At 72.7% G+C, this 17,773-nt stretch carries 16 protein-coding genes; 6 read left to right on the forward strand and 10 right to left on the reverse strand.

Annotation, left to right across the window (positions count from 1 at the left end):
• Window positions 1–143 precede the first annotated feature (143 nt).
• From thpD to ACF07B_RS06120, 5 genes are all read right to left on the reverse strand, one after another.
• Window positions 144–1,031, reverse strand: coding sequence for an ectoine hydroxylase (thpD, locus tag ACF07B_RS06100; protein WP_369484013.1), 888 nt, complete (start codon window positions 1,029–1,031; stop codon window positions 144–146).
• A 7-nt stretch (window positions 1,032–1,038) separates the two neighbouring features.
• Complete coding sequence (locus ACF07B_RS06105; RefSeq protein ID WP_362405415.1) at window positions 1,039–1,443, reverse strand: ectoine synthase; 405 nt, start codon at window positions 1,441–1,443, stop codon at window positions 1,039–1,041.
• Between the two features lie 86 nt (window positions 1,444–1,529).
• Window positions 1,530–2,801: a diaminobutyrate--2-oxoglutarate transaminase gene (gene ectB, locus ACF07B_RS06110; protein ID WP_369484012.1), complete on the reverse strand. Its 1,272-nt coding sequence runs from the start codon at window positions 2,799–2,801 to the stop codon at window positions 1,530–1,532.
• Between the two features lie 46 nt (window positions 2,802–2,847).
• Complete coding sequence (gene ectA, locus ACF07B_RS06115; RefSeq protein ID WP_362405409.1) at window positions 2,848–3,387, reverse strand: diaminobutyrate acetyltransferase; 540 nt, start codon at window positions 3,385–3,387, stop codon at window positions 2,848–2,850.
• A gap of 562 nt (window positions 3,388–3,949) precedes the next feature.
• Window positions 3,950–5,050 (reverse strand): pyridoxal-phosphate-dependent aminotransferase family protein, encoded by a 1,101-nt coding sequence (locus ACF07B_RS06120; protein WP_392177977.1) that lies wholly within the window; start codon window positions 5,048–5,050, stop codon window positions 3,950–3,952.
• Between the two features lie 177 nt (window positions 5,051–5,227).
• On the opposite strand from ACF07B_RS06120, the gene ACF07B_RS06125 reads away from it, so the two are divergent.
• From ACF07B_RS06125 to ACF07B_RS06145, 5 genes are all read left to right on the forward strand, one after another.
• Window positions 5,228–6,079, forward strand: coding sequence for a transporter substrate-binding domain-containing protein (locus tag ACF07B_RS06125; protein ID WP_392177882.1), 852 nt, complete (start codon window positions 5,228–5,230; stop codon window positions 6,077–6,079).
• Entirely contained in the window at window positions 6,076–6,909 is an 834-nt protein-coding gene (locus ACF07B_RS06130) for an amino acid ABC transporter permease (RefSeq protein WP_392177883.1), read from the forward strand. Before ACF07B_RS06125 ends, ACF07B_RS06130 begins: the two co-directional genes overlap by 4 nt.
• Complete coding sequence (locus ACF07B_RS06135; protein WP_392177884.1) at window positions 6,906–7,694, forward strand: amino acid ABC transporter ATP-binding protein; 789 nt, start codon at window positions 6,906–6,908, stop codon at window positions 7,692–7,694. The genes ACF07B_RS06130 and ACF07B_RS06135 overlap by 4 nt, the downstream gene beginning before the upstream one ends.
• Window positions 7,695–8,070: 376 nt before the next feature.
• Window positions 8,071–9,162, forward strand: coding sequence for an amidohydrolase family protein (locus tag ACF07B_RS06140; RefSeq protein ID WP_392177885.1), 1,092 nt, complete (start codon window positions 8,071–8,073; stop codon window positions 9,160–9,162).
• A 277-nt stretch (window positions 9,163–9,439) separates the two neighbouring features.
• Entirely contained in the window at window positions 9,440–10,378 is a 939-nt protein-coding gene (locus ACF07B_RS06145) for an SCO1860 family LAETG-anchored protein (protein ID WP_392177886.1), read from the forward strand.
• 325 nt (window positions 10,379–10,703) lie between these two features.
• On the opposite strand, the gene cobC is transcribed toward ACF07B_RS06145, so the two are convergent.
• The 5 genes from cobC to cobM all read right to left on the reverse strand — a co-directional run bounded on the left by cobC (window position 10,704) and on the right by cobM (window position 16,931).
• The gene (gene cobC / locus ACF07B_RS06150) at window positions 10,704–11,888 is read right to left on the reverse strand and encodes an Rv2231c family pyridoxal phosphate-dependent protein CobC (protein ID WP_392177887.1); all 1,185 of its coding nucleotides are present in this window, start codon (window positions 11,886–11,888) and stop codon (window positions 10,704–10,706) included.
• Window positions 11,878–12,813, reverse strand: coding sequence for a sirohydrochlorin chelatase (locus ACF07B_RS06155; RefSeq protein WP_392177888.1), 936 nt, complete (start codon window positions 12,811–12,813; stop codon window positions 11,878–11,880). Before ACF07B_RS06155 ends, cobC begins: the two co-directional genes overlap by 11 nt.
• 220 nt (window positions 12,814–13,033) lie before the next feature.
• Window positions 13,034–14,740, reverse strand: coding sequence for a precorrin-3B C(17)-methyltransferase (gene cobJ / locus ACF07B_RS06160; protein ID WP_392177889.1), 1,707 nt, complete (start codon window positions 14,738–14,740; stop codon window positions 13,034–13,036).
• A complete protein-coding gene (gene cbiE / locus ACF07B_RS06165) occupies window positions 14,737–16,005 on the reverse strand; it encodes a precorrin-6y C5,15-methyltransferase (decarboxylating) subunit CbiE (protein WP_392177978.1) in 1,269 nt (422 codons plus the stop codon). The genes cobJ and cbiE overlap by 4 nt, the downstream gene beginning before the upstream one ends.
• A gap of 80 nt (window positions 16,006–16,085) precedes the next feature.
• Window positions 16,086–16,931 (reverse strand): precorrin-4 C(11)-methyltransferase, encoded by an 846-nt coding sequence (gene cobM, locus ACF07B_RS06170; RefSeq protein WP_362405381.1) that lies wholly within the window; start codon window positions 16,929–16,931, stop codon window positions 16,086–16,088.
• A gap of 110 nt (window positions 16,932–17,041) precedes the next feature.
• On the opposite strand from cobM, the gene ACF07B_RS06175 reads away from it, so the two are divergent.
• Window positions 17,042–17,770 carry a ZIP family metal transporter gene (locus ACF07B_RS06175; RefSeq protein ID WP_369484002.1) on the forward strand — a complete coding sequence of 243 codons (729 nt, stop codon included), beginning with the start codon at window positions 17,042–17,044 and terminating at the stop codon, window positions 17,768–17,770.
• Window positions 17,771–17,773 lie beyond the last annotated feature (3 nt).

Consider the following 17,773-nt stretch of genomic DNA (forward strand, 5'->3'; position numbering starts at 1 on the left):
CGGGGGGGGTTGTACACCCCACAACCCCCCCCCCCCCCCCGCCCCCGGTGGCGGGGCGGGGGGGCCCGCCCCCCCGGCCGGCCCCCCGGGGGGCCCCCCCCCCCCCGGGGCCCGCCCGGATCCCGCTCATCCCGCCGGAGGCGTCACCGTACCGGCGTGAAGTCCCGCGCCCCGATGAACTCCGGCCTGCGCACGGGTGCCGCGAACGGCTCCACCGCCGCGTTGTCCACGCTGTTGAACACGATGAAGACGTTGCTGCGCGGGAACGGGGTGATGTTGTCCCCCGAGCCGTGCATGCAGTTGCAGTCGAACCAGGTCGCCGAACCGGCCCTGCCCGTGAAGAGCTTGATGCCGTGCCGGCTCGCGAGGCCGGTGAGCGCCTCGTCCGAGGGAGTACCGGCGTCCTGCATCTGGAGCGACTTCTTGTAGTTGTCCTTCGGTGTGGCCCCCGCGCACCCGAGGAACGTCTTGTGCGACCCCGGCATGATCATGAGGCCGCCGTTGGTGTCGTGGTTCTCGGTCAGCGCGATCGAGACGGACACCGTCCGCATGTGGGGCAGACCGTCCTCGGCGTGCCAGGTCTCGAAGTCCGAGTGCCAGTAGAAGCCACTGGCCCCGAAGCCCGGCTTGACGTTGATCCGTGACTGGTGGACGTACACGTCCGAACCGAGGATCTGCCGCGCCCGGCCGACGACGCGCTCGTCGCGCACGAGACGGGCGAACACCTCGCTGATCCGGTGCACCTCGAAGACGGACCGGATCTCCTGGGTGCTCGGCTCGACGATCGAGCGCTCGTCGGCGCGGACCGCCGGATCGGTGACGAGCCGTTCCAGCTCCTGCCGGCAGACGGCGGCCTCGTCCTCGCCGATGAGCTGCTCGACGGAGAGGAAGCCGTCGCGCTCGTAGGAGTGGAGCTCGGGGACCGAGATCGGGCCGGGCGCGTCCGGCGCGCCCCAGACGACCGGGTCCTGGCGGGGCACGGCTACTTCGGTGGCGGCGCGGCTGGGGTACGCATCGGTGAGTGTGGTCATCGGTGTGTCACACCTCCTCGGGTTCGGTGAGCAGCGGGTAGACGCCGTTCTCGTCGTGGTCCTCCCGTCCGGTGACGGGCGGGTTGAAGACGCAGACGCACCGGAAGTCGGTCCGGGGACGCAGGGTGTGGCGCTCGTGGCCGTTCAGCAGGTACATCGTCCCGGGGGCGATCCAGTGCTTCTCGCCGGTCTCCTCGTCGGTGAGTTCGGCCTCGCCCTCCACGCAGAGCACGGCCTCGATGTGGTTCGCGTACCACATCGACGTCTCTGTGCCCGCGTACAGGATCGTCTCGTGCAGGGAGAAGCCGACCTTCTCCTTGGCGAGGACGATGCGCTTGCTCTCCCACGTGCCGGTCGCCGCTTTCACGTGCCGGTCGGTGCCTTCGACATCCTTGAACGAACGGACTATCACGGTGGTGCGATGCCTCTCTCTCGTGTGCCTCGTGTTTCTCGGGCTGTCCGGGGCTGTCGCGCTGCCCGGGTTGCCCTGGCGGCCTGTCAGACGGTCTCGCTGACGGCGCGGGCGAGGGTGCGCAGGCCCTCGTCGAGTTCGTCGGGGGTGATGGTCAGGGCGGGCAGCAGTTTCACGACCTCGCTCTCCGGGCCGGACGTCTCGATGAGCAGCCCGAGTTCGAAGGCGCGCTGGGCGACCCGTCCGGCGCGGGCCTTGTCCTTGAACTCGAGGCCCCAGACGAGCCCGCGGCCCCGGTACTCCTTGATGTCGGCGAGGTTCTCCTCGGTGATGGAGATCAGCGCCTGCTCGATCTGCTCGCCGCGGGCACGGGTCTGCTTCTCCATGGCGGACCCGTCGGCCCAGTAGGCCTCCAGGGCGGCGGCGGCCGTGACGAACGCCGGGTTGTTGCCGCGGAAGGTGCCGTTGTGCTCGCCGGGCTCCCAGATGTCCAGCTCGGGCTTGAACAGGCACAGCGACATCGGCAGCCCGTAGCCGCTGATGGACTTGGACACGGTCACGATGTCGGGCACGATCCCCGCCTCCTCGAAGGAGAAGAACGCGCCGGTCCGTCCGCAGCCCATCTGGATGTCGTCGACGATCAGCAGCATGTCGCGGCGCTTGCACAGGTCGGCGAGGGCGCGCAGCCATTCGGGCCGCGCGACGTTGATGCCGCCCTCGCCCTGCACGGTCTCGACGATCACCGCGGCGGGCTGGTTGAGCCCCGATCCCTGGTCCTCCAGGAGCCGTTCGAACCACAGGAAGTCCGGGACCTGCCCGTCGAAGTAGTTGTCGAACGGCATCGGGGTGCCGTGCACCAGCGGGACGCCGGCGCCCGCCCGCTTGAAGGCGTTGCCGGTCACGGCGAGTGAGCCGAGCGACATCCCGTGGAAGGCGTTGGTGAACGACACGATCGCCTCGCGCCCCTTCACCTTCCGCGCGAGCTTCAGCGCCGACTCGACCGCGTTGGTGCCGGTCGGACCGGGGAACATCACCTTGTACGGCAGGTCGCGCGGCCGCAGCACCAGGCTCTGGAAGGTCTCCAGGAAGCCGCGCTTGGCGGTGGTCGACATGTCGAGTCCGTGGGTGACGCCGTCGCGTTCCAGGTAGTCGAGCAGGGCCCGTTTGAGCACGGGGTTGTTGTGCCCGTAGTTCAGCGACCCGGCGCCGGCGAAGAAGTCGAGGTACTCGTGGCCGTCCTCGTCGTACATCCGGCTGCCCCGGGCCCGGTCGAAGACGGTGGGCCAGTTGCGGCAGTAGCTGCGCACCTCCGACTCCAGGGTCTCGAAAACACTCAGGTCCGGCTGGGTGATGGTCAAGGCGATTCGCTCCTCGATGCAGGGGGGAGGGGAGGAAGGAGGGGGTTCAGACGGAGAACGGCCCGATGCGGTAGAGCACTTCGGGGTCGTGCGGCCCGTCGGGGAACTGACCCGTCTCGAACAGCACCTCGCGCTCGACGGCCGCGCCACGACGCCTCGCGTACGACGTGAACAGACGCTCGGAGGCGGTGTTGCCCGGAGTGATGGTGGTCTCCAGGACGGACAGCCCGCGTTCGGCGGCCACCCGCGCGGTCAGCCCGTCGAGCAGGCGCGCGGCCAGTCCGCGGCCGCGGTGCGCCGCGTCGACGGCCACCTGCCACACGAGGAGGGTCCCCGGGCGCTCGGGGCGGATGTACGCGGTGACGAAGCCGACGGGCCGCCCGTCGGCGTCGCGCGCCACCGCCGAGGTACCGGCGAAGTCACGGCACCACAGCAGGTAGCTGTAGGAGGAGTTCAGGTCGAGGGTCCGGGAGTCCTTGGCGATACGCCAGAGGGCGGCCCCGTCGGCCACCTCCGGACGGTCGATCCGAAGGCCCTCCGGCATTTCCAGGAATTCCGCTGACAGGTCTGCTTGGGAGACGGTCATGCGGGTTGAATTTACCGACGGAAAGTTCAGATTGCATCGTCGGACGGGGTTACGAATGGACGGTCGGTGTGTTATCAGGCGCCCGTGAAGGGACGGCGACTGCCACTGATGTATGAACGCTTTTGCCCGGAAAATACCGCAGAAAAAGGGCGCGCTGTGGAGTGTGTCACAGCGGCGAAATGTGCGGGAGATCCGCCGGATCGCGCCATTCGGTGTTCGCGAAATCTTTGCGTTTAGCCACCAGGAAAGCGGGCAGAAGAATGCGGGAAGCTACACCGGAAGAATTCCCGGGATATCAGGTTCGGAATTGACGGCAGGATAGGCGGGGGGAGTGGATATGGAATTCCCCCGTCATCGCGGACGCGACGCGCGGGAGCCTCCGCCCAGGGACCTGCCCCGCTCGCACGCGCTTCCGTCCACCGGCCCCCCTGACGCCCACGCGCTTCCGCGCACCGGGCCCCCTGACGCCCAAGGGCTTCCGTCCACCGGCCCGCCTGACGCCCGCGCGTTCCCTCCCGGTGTCCCGGCGGAGGCGCGGACGCCCCCGCCGGCCCGCTCCGGATCAGCCCCAGGCCAGTGCCGCGGCCCGGCGCGCCCCCTCCGGGTCCACCGGGAGGCCGGACTCGGCCAGCACCGCGCCGAGCCCCGCGAGGCTGGACTGGACGGCACCCAGGGTGGCGTCCGGGCCGTAGTGGTTCACGCGGATCATCGACTGCGCGAGAGCGCCGCCGCCCGCGGCGAGCGGCAGCGCGGGATCCGCGGCCAGCGCCTTCGCGACCACCGCGGACGCGTCCACGTCCTCGGGCACCCGCAGAGTGGTGGCGACGGGCGCCGCGTCACCGGCGGCGTCCACGTACGGAGCCAGGCCGCCGCCGAGGGCCACCGCTCCCGCCCGGGTGGCCGCGGCGGCCGAGGCGTGACGGGCCATGACCGCGTCGAGGCCCTCGCCCTCGATCCGCTCGACACACGCCTCCAGCGCCAGCATCTCCAGCTGCGCCGGCGCGTGCAGCAGCGCCGTGCGGCCGCCGTCGACCCACCGCTCCTTCCAGTCCAGCAGGGAGAGGTAGGAACGGCGCGGCGCGGCGGGGTTCGCGGCCATCCGCGCCCACGCCCGCTCGCTCACCGACACCGCCGACACACCGGCGGGACCGCCCATCGCCTTCTGCGCCCCGATCACGCACAGGTCCACGCCCCAGGCGTCCGGCAGCACCGGCTCCGCGCCGATCGACGCCACGGCGTCCAGGTAGAAGAGGGCGCCGTGCTCGCGTACGACCTCGCCGATATCCGCCACCGGGTTGGTGTTCCCGGTGGCGGCCTCGGCGTGCACGAGCGACACGAAGTCGATCGACGGGTGCTCGGCGAAGGCCTCGCGGATCTGTCCGGCGGTGACCGCGGTGTGGAACGGCACGGCCAGATCGATCACGGTGGCCCCGCAGTCCCGCAGCCAGTTCCCGAACGTCTGGCCGTAGGGGCCGGTGACGACGTTCAGCGCGGTGGTGCCCGGGCCGGCCGTGCCCCGGATGGCCCCTTCCAGGGGGAGCAGCGCCTCGCCCTGCATGATCACGACGTCCTGCCGGGTGCCGAGCAGCCGGGCCACACGGTCCTCGATCGACGCGAAGCGGGCAGCGCTCAGCGGCGCCAGGTCAAGGAAGGGGTGGGTCACGGCGGTGCTCTCCTCGCTCACGGGTGGGATCGACGATCAGAGCGTAACCGGCGGCCCACGGCGCACCCGGACCGGCGAATTCTGAGGCCAGACGGCCCAGCGGCCATCGGATTGATTTGAGTGACCCAAACCTTTCCTTATAATCGGAACCCTCTGTTCCCCCCACTGGAGGTCCCCGTGTACTCGGTCCCCGGACGCCGGACCCGTATTCTGGCCGCCACCACCGCCACGGCCGGGCTGCTGCTCGTGGCCGCCTGCTCCTCGGACAGCGGAGGCGGCAAGACCACCACCGCGAGCGGGGTCCCGCTGGTCAAGAGCGGTCAGCTCACCACCTGCACCCACCTGCCGTACCCGCCCTTCCAGTCGGAGATCGACGGCAAGGTGCAGGGCTTCGACGTGTCGCTGATCGACCTCGTCGCCGACGACCTGGGAGTGAAGCAGTCCATCGTCGACACGCCCTTCGAGAACTTCAAGACGGGCGCGTTCCTCAACTCCGAGCAGTGCGACCTCGCCGCCGCCGGTATGACGATCACCGAAGAGCGCAAGAAGAACGTCGACTTCTCCGACCCGTACTTCGACGCCACCCAGGCCGTCCTGGTCGACAAGAACAGCGGCATCACCTCCCTCGCCGACGTCAAGGCCAAGGGCAAGAAGCTCGGCGCCCAGGCGCAGACCACCGGCGAGGACTACGCGAAGCAGCAGGGCTTCGACCCGGTCTCCTTCGAGTCCTCCGACGCGGTCCTCAGCGGGCTGCGCAGCGGTCAGGTGCAGGCCGTGATCATCGACTACCCGGTCGTCCAGGGCTGGCTCAAGGACAAGGCCAACGCCGACGCCTTCAAGGTGGCCGACAACATCAACACCGGTGAGCAGTACGGCTTCACGGTGAAGAAGGGCAACACCAAGCTCGTCGCCGCCATCAACAAGGCCATCGCGGAGGCCAAGGCCGACGGCACGTACAAGAAGCTCTACGAGAAGTGGATCGGCCCGTACGACGCGGCCGCGGCCTCCGCCTCCCCGTCCGCCTCATGAGTGATGCCGGTGCACCCGTCCAGCCCCGCAGGTCCGGCCTGAGCCGGCGCCGGAAGCGCTCCGTCTCGCGCGGTGCGCAGTACGTCGTCTTCGCGGCCGTCGTGATCGCCTTCGCGGTCACGGCGGACTGGGGCCGTCTGCAGAACCAGTTCTTCCAGTGGGACCTGGTCAAGCAGATGTTCCCGGAAGTCATCACGCTGGCGCTGAAGAACACCGTCCTCTACACGACGTTCGGCTTCGTCGTCGGGCTCGTGCTGGGCATCGTCGTCGCCCTGATGCGTCTGTCGTCGGTGGGCCCCTACCGCTGGTTCGCCGGAATCTACATCGAGGTCTTCCGCGGTCTGCCCGCCCTGGTGATCTTCATCTTCGTGGGCGTCGCGGTACCGCTCGCGTTCCCCGGTACGGAGATCCCGGGCGGAACGTACGGAAAGGTCGCCATCGCGCTCGGTCTGGTGGGGGCCGCGTACATGGCCGAGACCTTCCGCGCGGGCATCCAGGCCGTGCCCAAGGGACAGATGGAGGCGGCCCGTTCGCTGGGCTTCTCGCACGCGCGGGCCATGGTCTCGATCATCGTCCCGCAGGCGTTCCGGATCATTCTCCCGCCGCTCACCAACGAACTCGTGACCCTGTTCAAGGACTCCTCGCTGGTGCTGTTCCTCGGTGTCACCCTGGAGGAGCGGGAACTGTCCAAGTACGGCCGCGACCTGGCCAGCACGACCGCCAACTCCACGCCGATCCTGGTCGCGGGCCTGTGCTACCTGCTCGTCACGATTCCGCTCGGCTTCGTCGTACGGCGTCTCGAAGCGAAGTCGGGGGAGGTCTCGAAGTGAGCACACCCGAGATCCAGGTGAAGGACCTGCACAAGTCCTTCGGCGACAACGAGGTCCTGCGCGGCATCGATCTGGAGGTCGCCCGGGGCGAGGTCGTCTGTGTCATCGGCCCGTCCGGCTCCGGCAAGTCGACCCTGCTGCGCTGTGTGAACCTCCTGGAGGAACCCACCAAGGGGCAGGTGTTCGTGGGCGGCACGGAGGTCACGGACCCCGATGTCGACATCGACGCCGTACGCCGCCGTATCGGCATGGTCTTCCAGCAGTTCAACCTCTTCCCCCATCTGTCGGTGACCGGGAACCTCACGCTGCCGCAGCGCCGGGTGCTCGGCCGGGACAAGGCGGAGGCGGCCCGGACCGCCGCCGGGAACCTCGCCCGGGTGGGCCTCGCGGAGAAGGCGGACGCCTATCCGGCCTCGCTCTCCGGCGGTCAGCAGCAGCGCGTCGCGATCGCCCGCGCGCTCGCCATGGGACCCGACGTGATGCTGTTCGACGAGCCGACCTCGGCGCTCGACCCCGAACTCGTCGGCGACGTCCTCGCCGTCATGCGGATGCTCGCCGACGAGGGCATGACGATGATGGTCGTCACCCACGAGATGACCTTCGCGCGCGAGGTCGCCGACCGGGTCGTCTTCATGGACGGCGGTGTGATCGTCGAGGAAGGTGTCCCGGCGCAGGTCATCGGCGCTCCGGCCCACGAACGGACACGGCACTTCCTGTCCCGGCTGCTCGACCCCGCGATGGCGGACGTCGAGGAGGAGGCACCGGACACGGCGGACCCGGCGTAGGACCGGCCGGGCGGGACCCGGCGGGACTTGGCGGGTGCCGACCGGGTGAGGCCCGCCGGGAGCGGACCGGGGGAGCGGGGAGAGCGGGCCGCCTCACCTGCATTCTTGCGAGGATGCCCAGGCGTTCACGCCGAGGAGGAATCGCATTCCGTATGAGTGACGCGGAGCGTCGCCGCATGCGGTCCGGATGCGGTGCGTCTTTGTCCGGCAGCGGGGCGGGAAACAAGAACTCCGCCCGCGTGATGCTGGTCCGGGCTGGTCTCAACCCGGCTGGTGCCGAGGGCGTAAGACCTCCGGGAGCGCCGCTCCCGGAGGCAGCCTGAGCCAGGAATCCCCTCCCGTTCAGGAGAGGGGAGGATTCAATAAGGTGCGTGACATGAGCGATCACCCGGTACTGCACGTGAAGGGGCGGGTCCTGGTCGGACCCGACGACGTCCGCGACGAGCTGTGGGTCGTCGGCGGCCGGATCTCGTACGAGCGCCCCGGCGGCGCCCGTGACGTCCGCACCGTCGAGGGCTGGGCGCTGCCCGGCCTGGTCGACGCGCACTGCCACGTCGGGCTCGACGCCCACGGCCCGGTCCCCGCGGACGTCTCCGAGAAGCAGGCGCTGACCGACCGCGACGCCGGCACCCTCCTGATCCGGGACGCGGGATCGCCCTCCGACACCCGCTGGACCGACGACCGCGACGATCTCCCGAAGATCATCCGCGCGGGACGGCACATCGCCCGCACCCGCCGCTACATCCGCAACTACGCCCACGAGATCGAGCCCGAGGACCTGGTCGCATACGTCGCCCGGGAGGCCCGGCGCGGTGACGGCTGGGTCAAGCTCGTCGGGGACTGGATCGACCGCGGCACCGGCGACCTGAGCGCCTGCTGGCCGCGCGAGGCCGTGGAGGCGGCGATCGCCGAGGCGCACCGGCTCGGCGCCCGGGTCACCGCGCACTGCTTCGCCGAGGACTCGCTCCGCGACCTGGTCGAGGCGGGCATCGACTGCATCGAGCACGCCACCGGCCTCACCGAGGACACCGTTCCGCTCTTCGCCGAGCGTGGTGTCGCCATCGTCCCGACGCTCGTGAACATCGCCACCTTCCCGCGGCTCGCGGACGGCGGCGAGGCCAGGTTCCCCGAGTGGTCCGCGCACATGCGACGCCTCCACGAGCGCCGCTACGACACGGTGCGGGCCGCGTACGACGCCGGAATCCCCGTCTACGTGGGCACCGACGCGGGGGGCTCCCTCGCGCACGGCCTCGTCGCCGCGGAGGTCGCCGAGCTCGTCACCGCCGGCATCCCGCCCGTCGAGGCGCTCTCGGCGACCGCCTGGGGCGCCCGGCGCTGGCTCGGGCGGCCCGGTCTCGACGAGGGGGCGCCGGCGGACCTCGTGGTCTACGAAGGTGACCCACGCGACGACGTACGGGTCCTGGCGGATCCACGACGGGTGGTCCTGAACGGGCGGATCGTCGGCTGAGGCGGCAGCGGTTGACGGAGCGTGACGGCCGGGGTGGCGCGCTCGTTAGGCACTGTCGGGCGCTCCGGCATGCCGGCGGCGCACCGGCCGGAGCGTCAACCAGCGCGTTCGCCCTCACGCGTTGATCGAGTGACAGGGGAGAACAACCGTGCCCCGGGATTCGAAGACGTGTACGGATAACCCACGATGGAGTGAACTCACGTCAGGTGTCTGACTGTTCACTCTCAGTGCGTAATTCTTTCCGGGTCCCAGGCTTTCTCCTAGGGGGGTCCCACCCTTGAACAGCACCAACCACCGCATGCCCGCGCGCCGTTTCGCGGTCACCGCGGCCGCCACCGTCCTCGCCGCGGGTCCCGCCGCGCTGGCCGGTGCCGGCTCCGCGCACGCGAGCGACGACCACGGCCGCGCGAGCGCCGTCGTGCTCCGTACCGGACTCGACGTGTCCCTCCTCAGGAAGACCGTGAACGTCCCGCTCGACGTCTCCCTGAACGAGGTGCAGGCACCCCGAAGTGCCGAGAAGACCGCGCTCACCGCCCGGCTGGACGGCGTCGACCACGGACGGCCGTTCAGCGTGCTGCGCGCCGAGGCCGCCACCGCCGAGGCCACCGTCTCCGCGGAGAAGGCCGAGGGCTCGACCCGTCTCGCCCACGCCGCCGTCCACGTCCCCGGGCTGCGGCTGCTGTCGCTCATCGAGGTCGAGGAGGTGACCTCGAAGGCGACCTGCGAGGCGGGCAAGAAGCCCGTCGCCACCGCGAATCTGCTGGGATCCGTCACCGTGCTCGGCAAGAAGGTCACGCTGACGACAGGCGGCCCGACACACGTGAAGGTCCCCGGGGTCGGAGAGGTGCGCCTCGATCTCTCCAGGACCGAGACGACGTCCCGGACGGCCGCCGCGTCGGCGCTCGAACTGAACGTCTCCGTCAACCCGTTGAAGCTGAACGTGGCCGAGGTCGAGGGCACGGTGACCCTGGCGAAGGCCACCTGCGAGGCACCGGCCGCGCCCGCCCGGGAGGCAGCGCCGGCGGCCAGTCCCTCGGCGTCCGACGAGCCGTCGGCCGAGCCGTCGGCCGAACCGAGCGCGCAGGGCGCTCGCGAGGAGGGCGGACTCGCCGAGACCGGGGGCAGCTCGATGACGCCGTACCTGGCCGGCGGCGCGGTGGCCCTGCTCGCCGCGGGCGGCGGAGCGGTCGCCCTCTCCCGTCGCCGCCGTAGCTGACGGCGCCGTGCCCGACGCCGCCGGGGTTGAGCGTCGCCTCGCCCCTGGTGCGGCTCGGGTGAGCGAAGGCCCGCCGACTGTGCTGCGGTCGGCGTGCCCGACGCCCCCCGGACCGCTCGCCCCAGGTGCGGCTCGCAGGAGTCAAGACCCGCCGATTGCACCGCGGTCGGCGGCGCCCGGCCGGGCGCGGCCGGGGGTGAGAGCCGCCCTGCCCTGGCACCGGCGGGACTGACGGCGCCTCGCCCCGGTGCCCCCGGCCCCTTGCTCCCCGGACGCCGGAGAGGCCGACGGCCGCACCCCGTCCGGGGCCCGGGGAACGGGCCGGTCAGGCCGGGGAGGAGGCCCGCGGCGGCTCCGGACGGGGGCCGGGCGGGGGCGGCCCGTGCGGCGGGGGCTGCCGGGGCGGAACGATCCCCGCTCCGCCTTTGCCGCCGTCCCCGCTCACGGTCATCGCCCGGTCCAGGGCCTGAAGGAACCGGTTGACCGTCGTCCGGTCCCGCACCGCGATGCGCAGCCACTCGTCCCCGAGTCCGGGGAACGTGTCCCCGCGCCGTACCGCGAACCCGAGATCGCGCAGGACGCGGCGCACCCCGGCGGCCCGCGGCAGCCGGACCAGGACGAAGGAGCCCTCCGCCGGCTCCACCACCCGCAGCCCGTCGGTACAGGCGAACTCCCGTAGCCCCGCGACCAGATGCTCCCGGTCCTTGGCGATCCGCCGTGCCGCGTGGGCCGCCTCCGCGAGCGCCTGCGAGGACACGCACGCCTCCGCCGCCGCGAGCGCGGGCGTGGAGACCGGCCACAGCGGCTGGGCGCGCTCCAGCCGGGCGATCGTCTCGGGACCGGCGAGTACGTAGCCGATCCGCAGCCCGGCCAGCCCCCACGTCTTCGTGAGACTGCGCAGCACGACGAGACCGGGGACATCGGTCCGCCCGGCCAGGGTCTCGCGTTCGCCCGGCACCGCGTCCATGAACGCCTCGTCGACCACCAGCACCCGCCCGGGACGGGCCAGTTCGGCGAGGGTCCCGGCCGGGTGCAGCACCGAGGTCGGATTGGTCGGATTGCCGATCACGACGAGGTCGGCGTCCTCGGGGACGGCGGCCGTATCGAGCCGGAAGCCGTCCTCCTCACGCAGCAGGACCCGGCCCACCGTGTGGCCGGCGTCCCGCAGCGCGGCCTCGGGCTCCGTGAACTGCGGATGCACCACGACCGGCCGGCGCACCCCCAGGGCGCGCGCGATCAGCACGAAGGCCTCGGCCGCGCCCGCCGTGAGCAGCACCCGCTCCACCGGCAGCCCGTGCCGCGCCGCCACCGCCGCCCGCGCGGCCCGCCCGTCCGGGTAGGCCGCCAGCGACGGCAGCGACGCGGCGATCCGGTCCAGCAGCCACGCGGGAGGGGTGTCGGCCCGGACGTTCACGGCCAGATCGGTCAGCTTGGAACCGTCGTCGCGCACCTCGGCGTCCCCGTGGTGCCGCAGATCGTGCCCGCCCTCGGCGGCCTCTTCAGTGGGCATGGGAATGCGTGTGTCCCCCGTGATGGTGGTGCCCGTGTCCGTCCTGGTGCCCGTCGTCGTCCGGGTGGAAGTGCGGCTGCTGGGGGAGCCCCACCTTGTCCTCGAAGCCGGGCATCGCGATCCGGTACACGCACGAGTCGCAGTTCATCCGCAGATCGCCCGCGACGGCCTCCCGGTAGCGCTCCATGACCAGGTCGAGGAGCTCGGGCTCGGGACCGATGACGTCGGCGGAGCCCACCGCGACCCCCGGGTGCGCGGCGGCCCAGTCCTCCGTCTGCCGCCGTACCCGGTCCGGGAGGATGCCGGTGAACAGGAAGTAGGGCAGGACCACGATCCTGCGGGCGCCCAGCTTCACACAGCGGTCGAGGCCGGAGGGCACGTCCGGCGCCGCCAGGGACACGAACGCCGTCTCGACCCCCGCGTACCCGCGGCCCTCCCACAACAGCCTCGCGGCCTTGTGCACCTCGGCGTTGGCGTCCGGGTCGGTGGAGCCGCGGCCCACGAGCAGCACGGTCACCTCGGCCCGCTCCCCGGGGGTCGCCGCCGTGTCGCCGAGGGCCTCGTCCAGCCGTCGCTCCAGTACGGCGAGCAGCGACGGATGCGGGCCCAGCGGACGCCCGTACGTGTACGAGATCCCGGGGTGCCGCTCCTTCTCACGGGCCAGCGCCGCCGGGATGTCGCCCTTGGCGTGCCCGGCCGACACCAGCATCAGCGGCACGGCGGCGAAACGCCGTACGCCCTGTCCGACGAGTTCGCCGACGGCCTCGCCGAGGGGCGGCGGCGACAGCTCGATGAACCCGCCGGCGACGGGCAGTTCGGGGTGGCGGCGGCCCAGTTCCCGTACGAAGGAACGGAAGGCCTCGGCTCCGGCCTCGTCGCGGGTGCCGTGTCCGGCGACGAGCAGCGCGGGGGGCGGGGTGGTCACGATGTCTCCTTGGCGGCCGGAAGGGCCGCGGTGGTCGTCGGGGCCGGTTCGGCCCGAGCGGTCTTCGAGGCCTGGTGGGCCCGCGGAACAAAGGGGTGGGGCAGGGCGTGCGCCGAAGGCGGACGCCGGGAGGTGTCCGGCCGGGTGAGCGGCCGTCGGACGGACTCCTGCTCGACGAGGCGCACGCCCCGGGTCCCGGGGAACACCTCGCTCAGTCGGCTCAATCGGCCTCCTTCTGCCAGCGGTAGCCGCGCGGTGTCACCATGCGCCCGGCGATCTCGCGGGTCGCCGTGTTGCCGACGGTCACCACGGTCATCATGTCCACGATTCCCGGATCCAGGGACCCCAGCGTCGTGACCCGGCTCGACTCGTCCGGGCGGGAGGCGTTGCGCACCACACCCACCGGCGTGGCCGCCGCCCGGTGCTCCGCGAGGATCGCGAGCGCCTGGGGGAGCTGCCAGTCCCGGCCCCGGCTGCGCGGGTTGTAGAAGGTCACGACGATGTCGGCCTCGGCCGCCGCGCGCACCCGGCGCTCGATGACCTCCCACGGCGTGTGCAGGTCGGACAGGCTGATCGACACATGGTCGTGGCCGAGCGGCGCGCCGAGGATCGCCCCGGCCGCGAGCGCCGCCGTCACCCCCGGCACCCCGACGACGTCGATGTCGTCGGACGCCTCGGCGAGCGCGGGCGACGCCATCGCGTACACCCCCGCGTCGCCGCTACCGATCAGCGCGACGGCCTGTCCGCGGCGCGCCTCGGCCACCGCGGTGCGGGCCCGCTCCTCCTCGGCGCCGAGACCCGACTCCAGGACCAGGGTGCCGGGCCGCAGCAGGTCGCGGATCTGGTCGACGTACTGGTCGAGACCGACGAGCACCGCGGCCCGCCGCAGCTCCGCCGTCGCCCGCGGGGTGAGCAGGTCGCGGGCCCCGGGGCCGAGGCCGACGACCGCGAGCCGCCCGCGCGCCGGGCGGCGCGCCACCGCGCAGGTCGCCATCGCCGGCTGCCCGTCCGCCCGTACCGACTTCCGCTTGGGTACGAGGAGTTCACCCCCGCCCAGCAGCGCGGCGGCCTCCGCCACGGACGGGGTCCCCACGGCGGCGAGGGGCGCGTCGGAAGGGTTCGGGACCGCCACCGCCGCCAGCTCCTCCGCGGTGTACGTGACGACCGGAACCCCGAGCCGGGCCGCGGCCCCGACGATGCCGGGCTCCTCGGACTTGGCGTCCACGGTGGCGAGTCCGGCCACCGACCGCGCGGAGAGACCGGCCTCGCGCAGCGTGTCCTCGACGAGCGCGAGGACCTCCTCCACGGGCGCGCCCCGGGAGGCGCCGACACCGACGACGAGCGACGGCGGACGCAGCACGACCTCGCCCGCGGTCGTCTCCCGGACCCGGTCGCTCACCCGGACGACCGCGGCTCCCGGCGCCGCCGGACTGCCCACGTTCGGCGGCAGCGCGGGCAGCGGCCAGGGCGACTCCCGCTCCAGCACCACCGGTTCGCCGTCCAGCATGGCCCGCGAGACCCCGGCGAGATCCCCCTCCACCGGGAGACCGAGGGTGTCGAGACCGGGCACCCCCACCGCGTCGGTCGCCGTCGTCACCACCGGCTCCGCGCCCAGCAACCCACCGACCTCACGGGCGAGTTCGTTCGCCCCGCCCGCGTGGCCGCCGACCAGCGACACGGCGAACCGTCCCGCCTCGTCGACGCACACCACCCCGGGGTCCGACCCCTTGTCCGAGAGCAGCGGCGCGACGAGCCGTACGACCGCGCCCGTGGCGAGGAAACACACCACCTGGTCGCACTCCGCGAAGGCCCGCCGCACGGCGTCCGCCACGGGCCCGTCGTACACCCGGGTACGCGTGGACCAGGCCGCGGCGAGCCGGTCACGGGCCGCCGCGCCCGCCGCCGTGGCGGAAATCAGGCCGATCACTGGGAGACTCCTTCGGTACGGGCCGGAGGCCGGACGCCCCACAGCACAAAGACGGGATTGGCCGCCGCGAGCCGGGAGACCCCGCCCGGCAGCGGGGCCAGCCGCGAGGACTGCAACAGCACGCCGTCGCAGGTGAATCCGGCGGCGGTGAGCGCGTCCCGGGCGGCCGGCACCCGGTCGAGCGAGGCCATCGCGATCACGACGGCCCGCCGGGCCCGGCGCGCGCACACCGCGACGATCCCGGGCAGTTCACGCCCGCCGCCGCCGATGAAGACCGCGTCCGGATCGTGCGGGGCGTCCAGGCCGGACAGCACGGCGGGCGCGGCCCCGCGCACGACCCGCACGTCCACGCCGTGCGCCGCCGCGTTGGCGCGGACCCGGTCGCAGCCGTCCGGGGTCCTCTCGACCGCGGTCACCGCGGCGCCGAACCGCGCGCACTCCACGGCGACGGACCCCGAGCCCGCGCCGATGTCCCAGACCAGGTCGCCGAGCCGCGGCCCGATCCGGGCCAGCACCAGCGCCCGTACCTCGAACTTGCTGATCATCGAGTCGCGGTGGGCGAACTCGCTCTCGTCCAGGGCCCATCCGCCGGGACCGGCCGATGGACCGGCGACGGTCCGCGCGGGAGCCAGGGACCGCGACGCGTCCAGACACAGCACGACACTGACGGCCGGACCCCAGTCGCGGGCGGCGGCCTCGGCGGGTGTGACCCGCTCGACGCGTTCGTGCTCCGGGTCGCCGAGGGCGCTCGCCACCACCAGGACGCGCTCAGCGCCCGCCTCGGCGAGGGCGGCGCCCAGCTCGGCCGGCCCGGACCCGGGAGCGGTCAGCACGGCCACCTTGGGCCGCGACCGGCACACCTGGACGGCCGTCCGCGGATCACGCCCGTGCGCGCTGACCACCACCGCGTCGTCCCAGGGCAGCCCGAGCCGGGCGAACGCGGTCGCCACCGACGAGACACCGGGGCGGACGTCGAGACGCCCGGCCCCGAACCGCTCCGCGAGCGCCCGCACGATCCCGAAGAACCCGGGGTCGCCCGACGCGAGCACCACGACCGGGCCCCCGCGCGCCCCGTCGTCCGTGTACCGCTCGACGCGGTCCAGGGCCGGTGCCAGCGGCCCGAGCACCACCTGCTCCGCCCGTGCCGGCAGCCGGGCCGCCGCCAGATGCCGCCGGGCACCCACGACCAGCCCGGCCCCGGCGAGCACATCCCAGGTGTCCGGGGACAGCGGCGCCCCCGTGCCCGTACCGACGACGGTGATCACGCCGGAGCGGTCCACCGGACCGGCGACTTCTCCCGCCGCGCCGACCGGCCGCCCCGCGCCCGTGAAGTCCACGTCCACGTTCACGACGCGGGGCCCTGCGCGCCGCCCGCACCGCCCCGGCGCGCGGCGCGCAGCTCGGCCCGCGCCCGCGGGTCGGCCTTGCGGAAGCCGTGGAAGTGACCGGGGTGGTAGAGGTGCGAGCGGGTGCCGCTCGCGTCGAGGGCCGGCCCGACCAGGAAGAGGGTGTGCTTCCAGAGCTTGTGCTCCTTGACGGTCTCCTCCAGCGTGCCGATCGTGCACTTCACGATCAGCTCCTCCGGCCAGGTCGCCTGGTAGGCGACCACGACCGGTGTCGTCGTCGGATAGCCGCCCTCCAGCAGCTCGCGCACGAGCTGCCCGCTGCGCGCCGCCGACAGGAACAGCGCCATCGTCGTGCCGTGCCGCGCGAACTCCCGTACGTCCTCGCCGGGCGGCATCGGCGTCTTGCCGCCGCCGAGCCGGGTGAGGATCACGGACTGGGCGACCTCGGGGATCGTCAGCTCGCGCTGCGCGAGCGCGGCCACCGCGGAGAAGGACGAGACACCCGGCACGATCTCGGTCTCGATACCGATCTCGGCGCACCGGTCGACCTGCTCCTGGGTACCGCCCCACAGGGCCGGGTCGCCGGAGTGGATCCGCGCCACCCGCAGACCCTCGGCACGGGCCCGCTCGTAGACGGCGACGACGTCCTCCAGCGACATCGTCGCCGAGTCGAGGATCTCGGCGCCCTCGCGCGCGTGGCCGAGGACCTCGGCCTGCACCAGGCTGGCCGCCCAGATCACGACATCGGCCTCGGCGATGGCGCGCGCGGCGCGGAACGTCAGCAGGTCGGCGGCGCCGGGGCCGGCACCGACGAAGGTCACTTTGCCGGTGGGGGCATCGGCCATGGGAATCGGTCCTCTCCTACGGAAAATCAGGGGTGCTGCGGTCAGCTTCGGTGGGCACGGGGCCGTCGCCCCGGGTGCGCGAACGGGGGTGCATCGGATAGCAAGGGCCTATGGCGGTCCTCGTCGCGCTCGGCGCGTTCCTGATGACGCTGGTCGGCGGCTGGACGGCGCAGCGGGTGACCGACCGCCGCCATCTGGTGCTCGGCCTGGCCGGGGGCCTGATGCTCGGGGTGGTCGGCCTCGACCTGCTGCCGGAGGCGCTGGCCGCGGCGGGCACCGAGGTGTTCGGCGTACCGGCGGCGCTGCTCCTGTTCGTGGCCGGCTTCCTGCTGGCCCATCTGGTCGAACGCCTCCTCGCCCACCGCCAGGCCGCGCACGGCGGGGAGGAGCACGACGGACGGGCGCCCGAGGTGGGCCTCACGGCGGCCGGTGCCATGGTCGGCCACAGCGCGATGGACGGCGTCGCGATCGGCGCCGCCTTCCAGGTCGGCGGGGGCATGGGCCTCGCGGTGTCCCTCGCGGTGATCGCGCACGACTTCGCGGACGGCTTCAACACGTACACGATCGCGAGCCTGTACGGGAACGCCCGGCGCAAGGCCCTGCTCATGCTGTACGCGGACGCGGCGGCCCCCATGGTCGGCGCCGCCTCGACGCTCTTCTTCACCCTTCCCGAGCCGCTGCTCGGCGGCTACCTCGGGCTCTTCGGCGGCGTACTGCTCTACCTCGCCGCCGCGGAGATCCTCCCGGAGGCACACCACGAGCACCCCGCCCGCTCGACCCTGCTGTGCACGGTCGCGGGAGTGGCCTTCATCTGGCTGGTGGTGGGCCTCGCGGGCTGAGCG

The organism is Streptomyces sp. NPDC015532, from assembly GCF_043078065.1.
Classification (GTDB): domain Bacteria; phylum Actinomycetota; class Actinomycetes; order Streptomycetales; family Streptomycetaceae; genus Streptomyces.

Bases quoted from the DNA above. Each gene is read 5' to 3' on its own strand.
- ACF07B_RS06130 (WP_392177883.1), top strand. From the start codon at position 6,076: ATGAGTGATGCCGGTGCACCCGTCCAGCCCCGCAGGTCCGGCCTGAGC.
- ACF07B_RS06140 (WP_392177885.1), top strand. From the start codon at position 8,071: ATGAGCGATCACCCGGTACTGCACGTGAAGGGGCGGGTCCTGGTCGGA.
- ectA (WP_362405409.1), bottom strand. From the start codon at position 3,387: ATGACCGTCTCCCAAGCAGACCTGTCAGCGGAATTCCTGGAAATGCCG.
- thpD (WP_369484013.1), bottom strand. From the start codon at position 1,031: ATGACCACACTCACCGATGCGTACCCCAGCCGCGCCGCCACCGAAGTA.
- cobC (WP_392177887.1), bottom strand. From the start codon at position 11,888: ATGCCCACTGAAGAGGCCGCCGAGGGCGGGCACGATCTGCGGCACCAC.
- ACF07B_RS06175 (WP_369484002.1), top strand. From the start codon at position 17,042: ATGGCGGTCCTCGTCGCGCTCGGCGCGTTCCTGATGACGCTGGTCGGC.
- cobM (WP_362405381.1), bottom strand. From the start codon at position 16,931: ATGGCCGATGCCCCCACCGGCAAAGTGACCTTCGTCGGTGCCGGCCCC.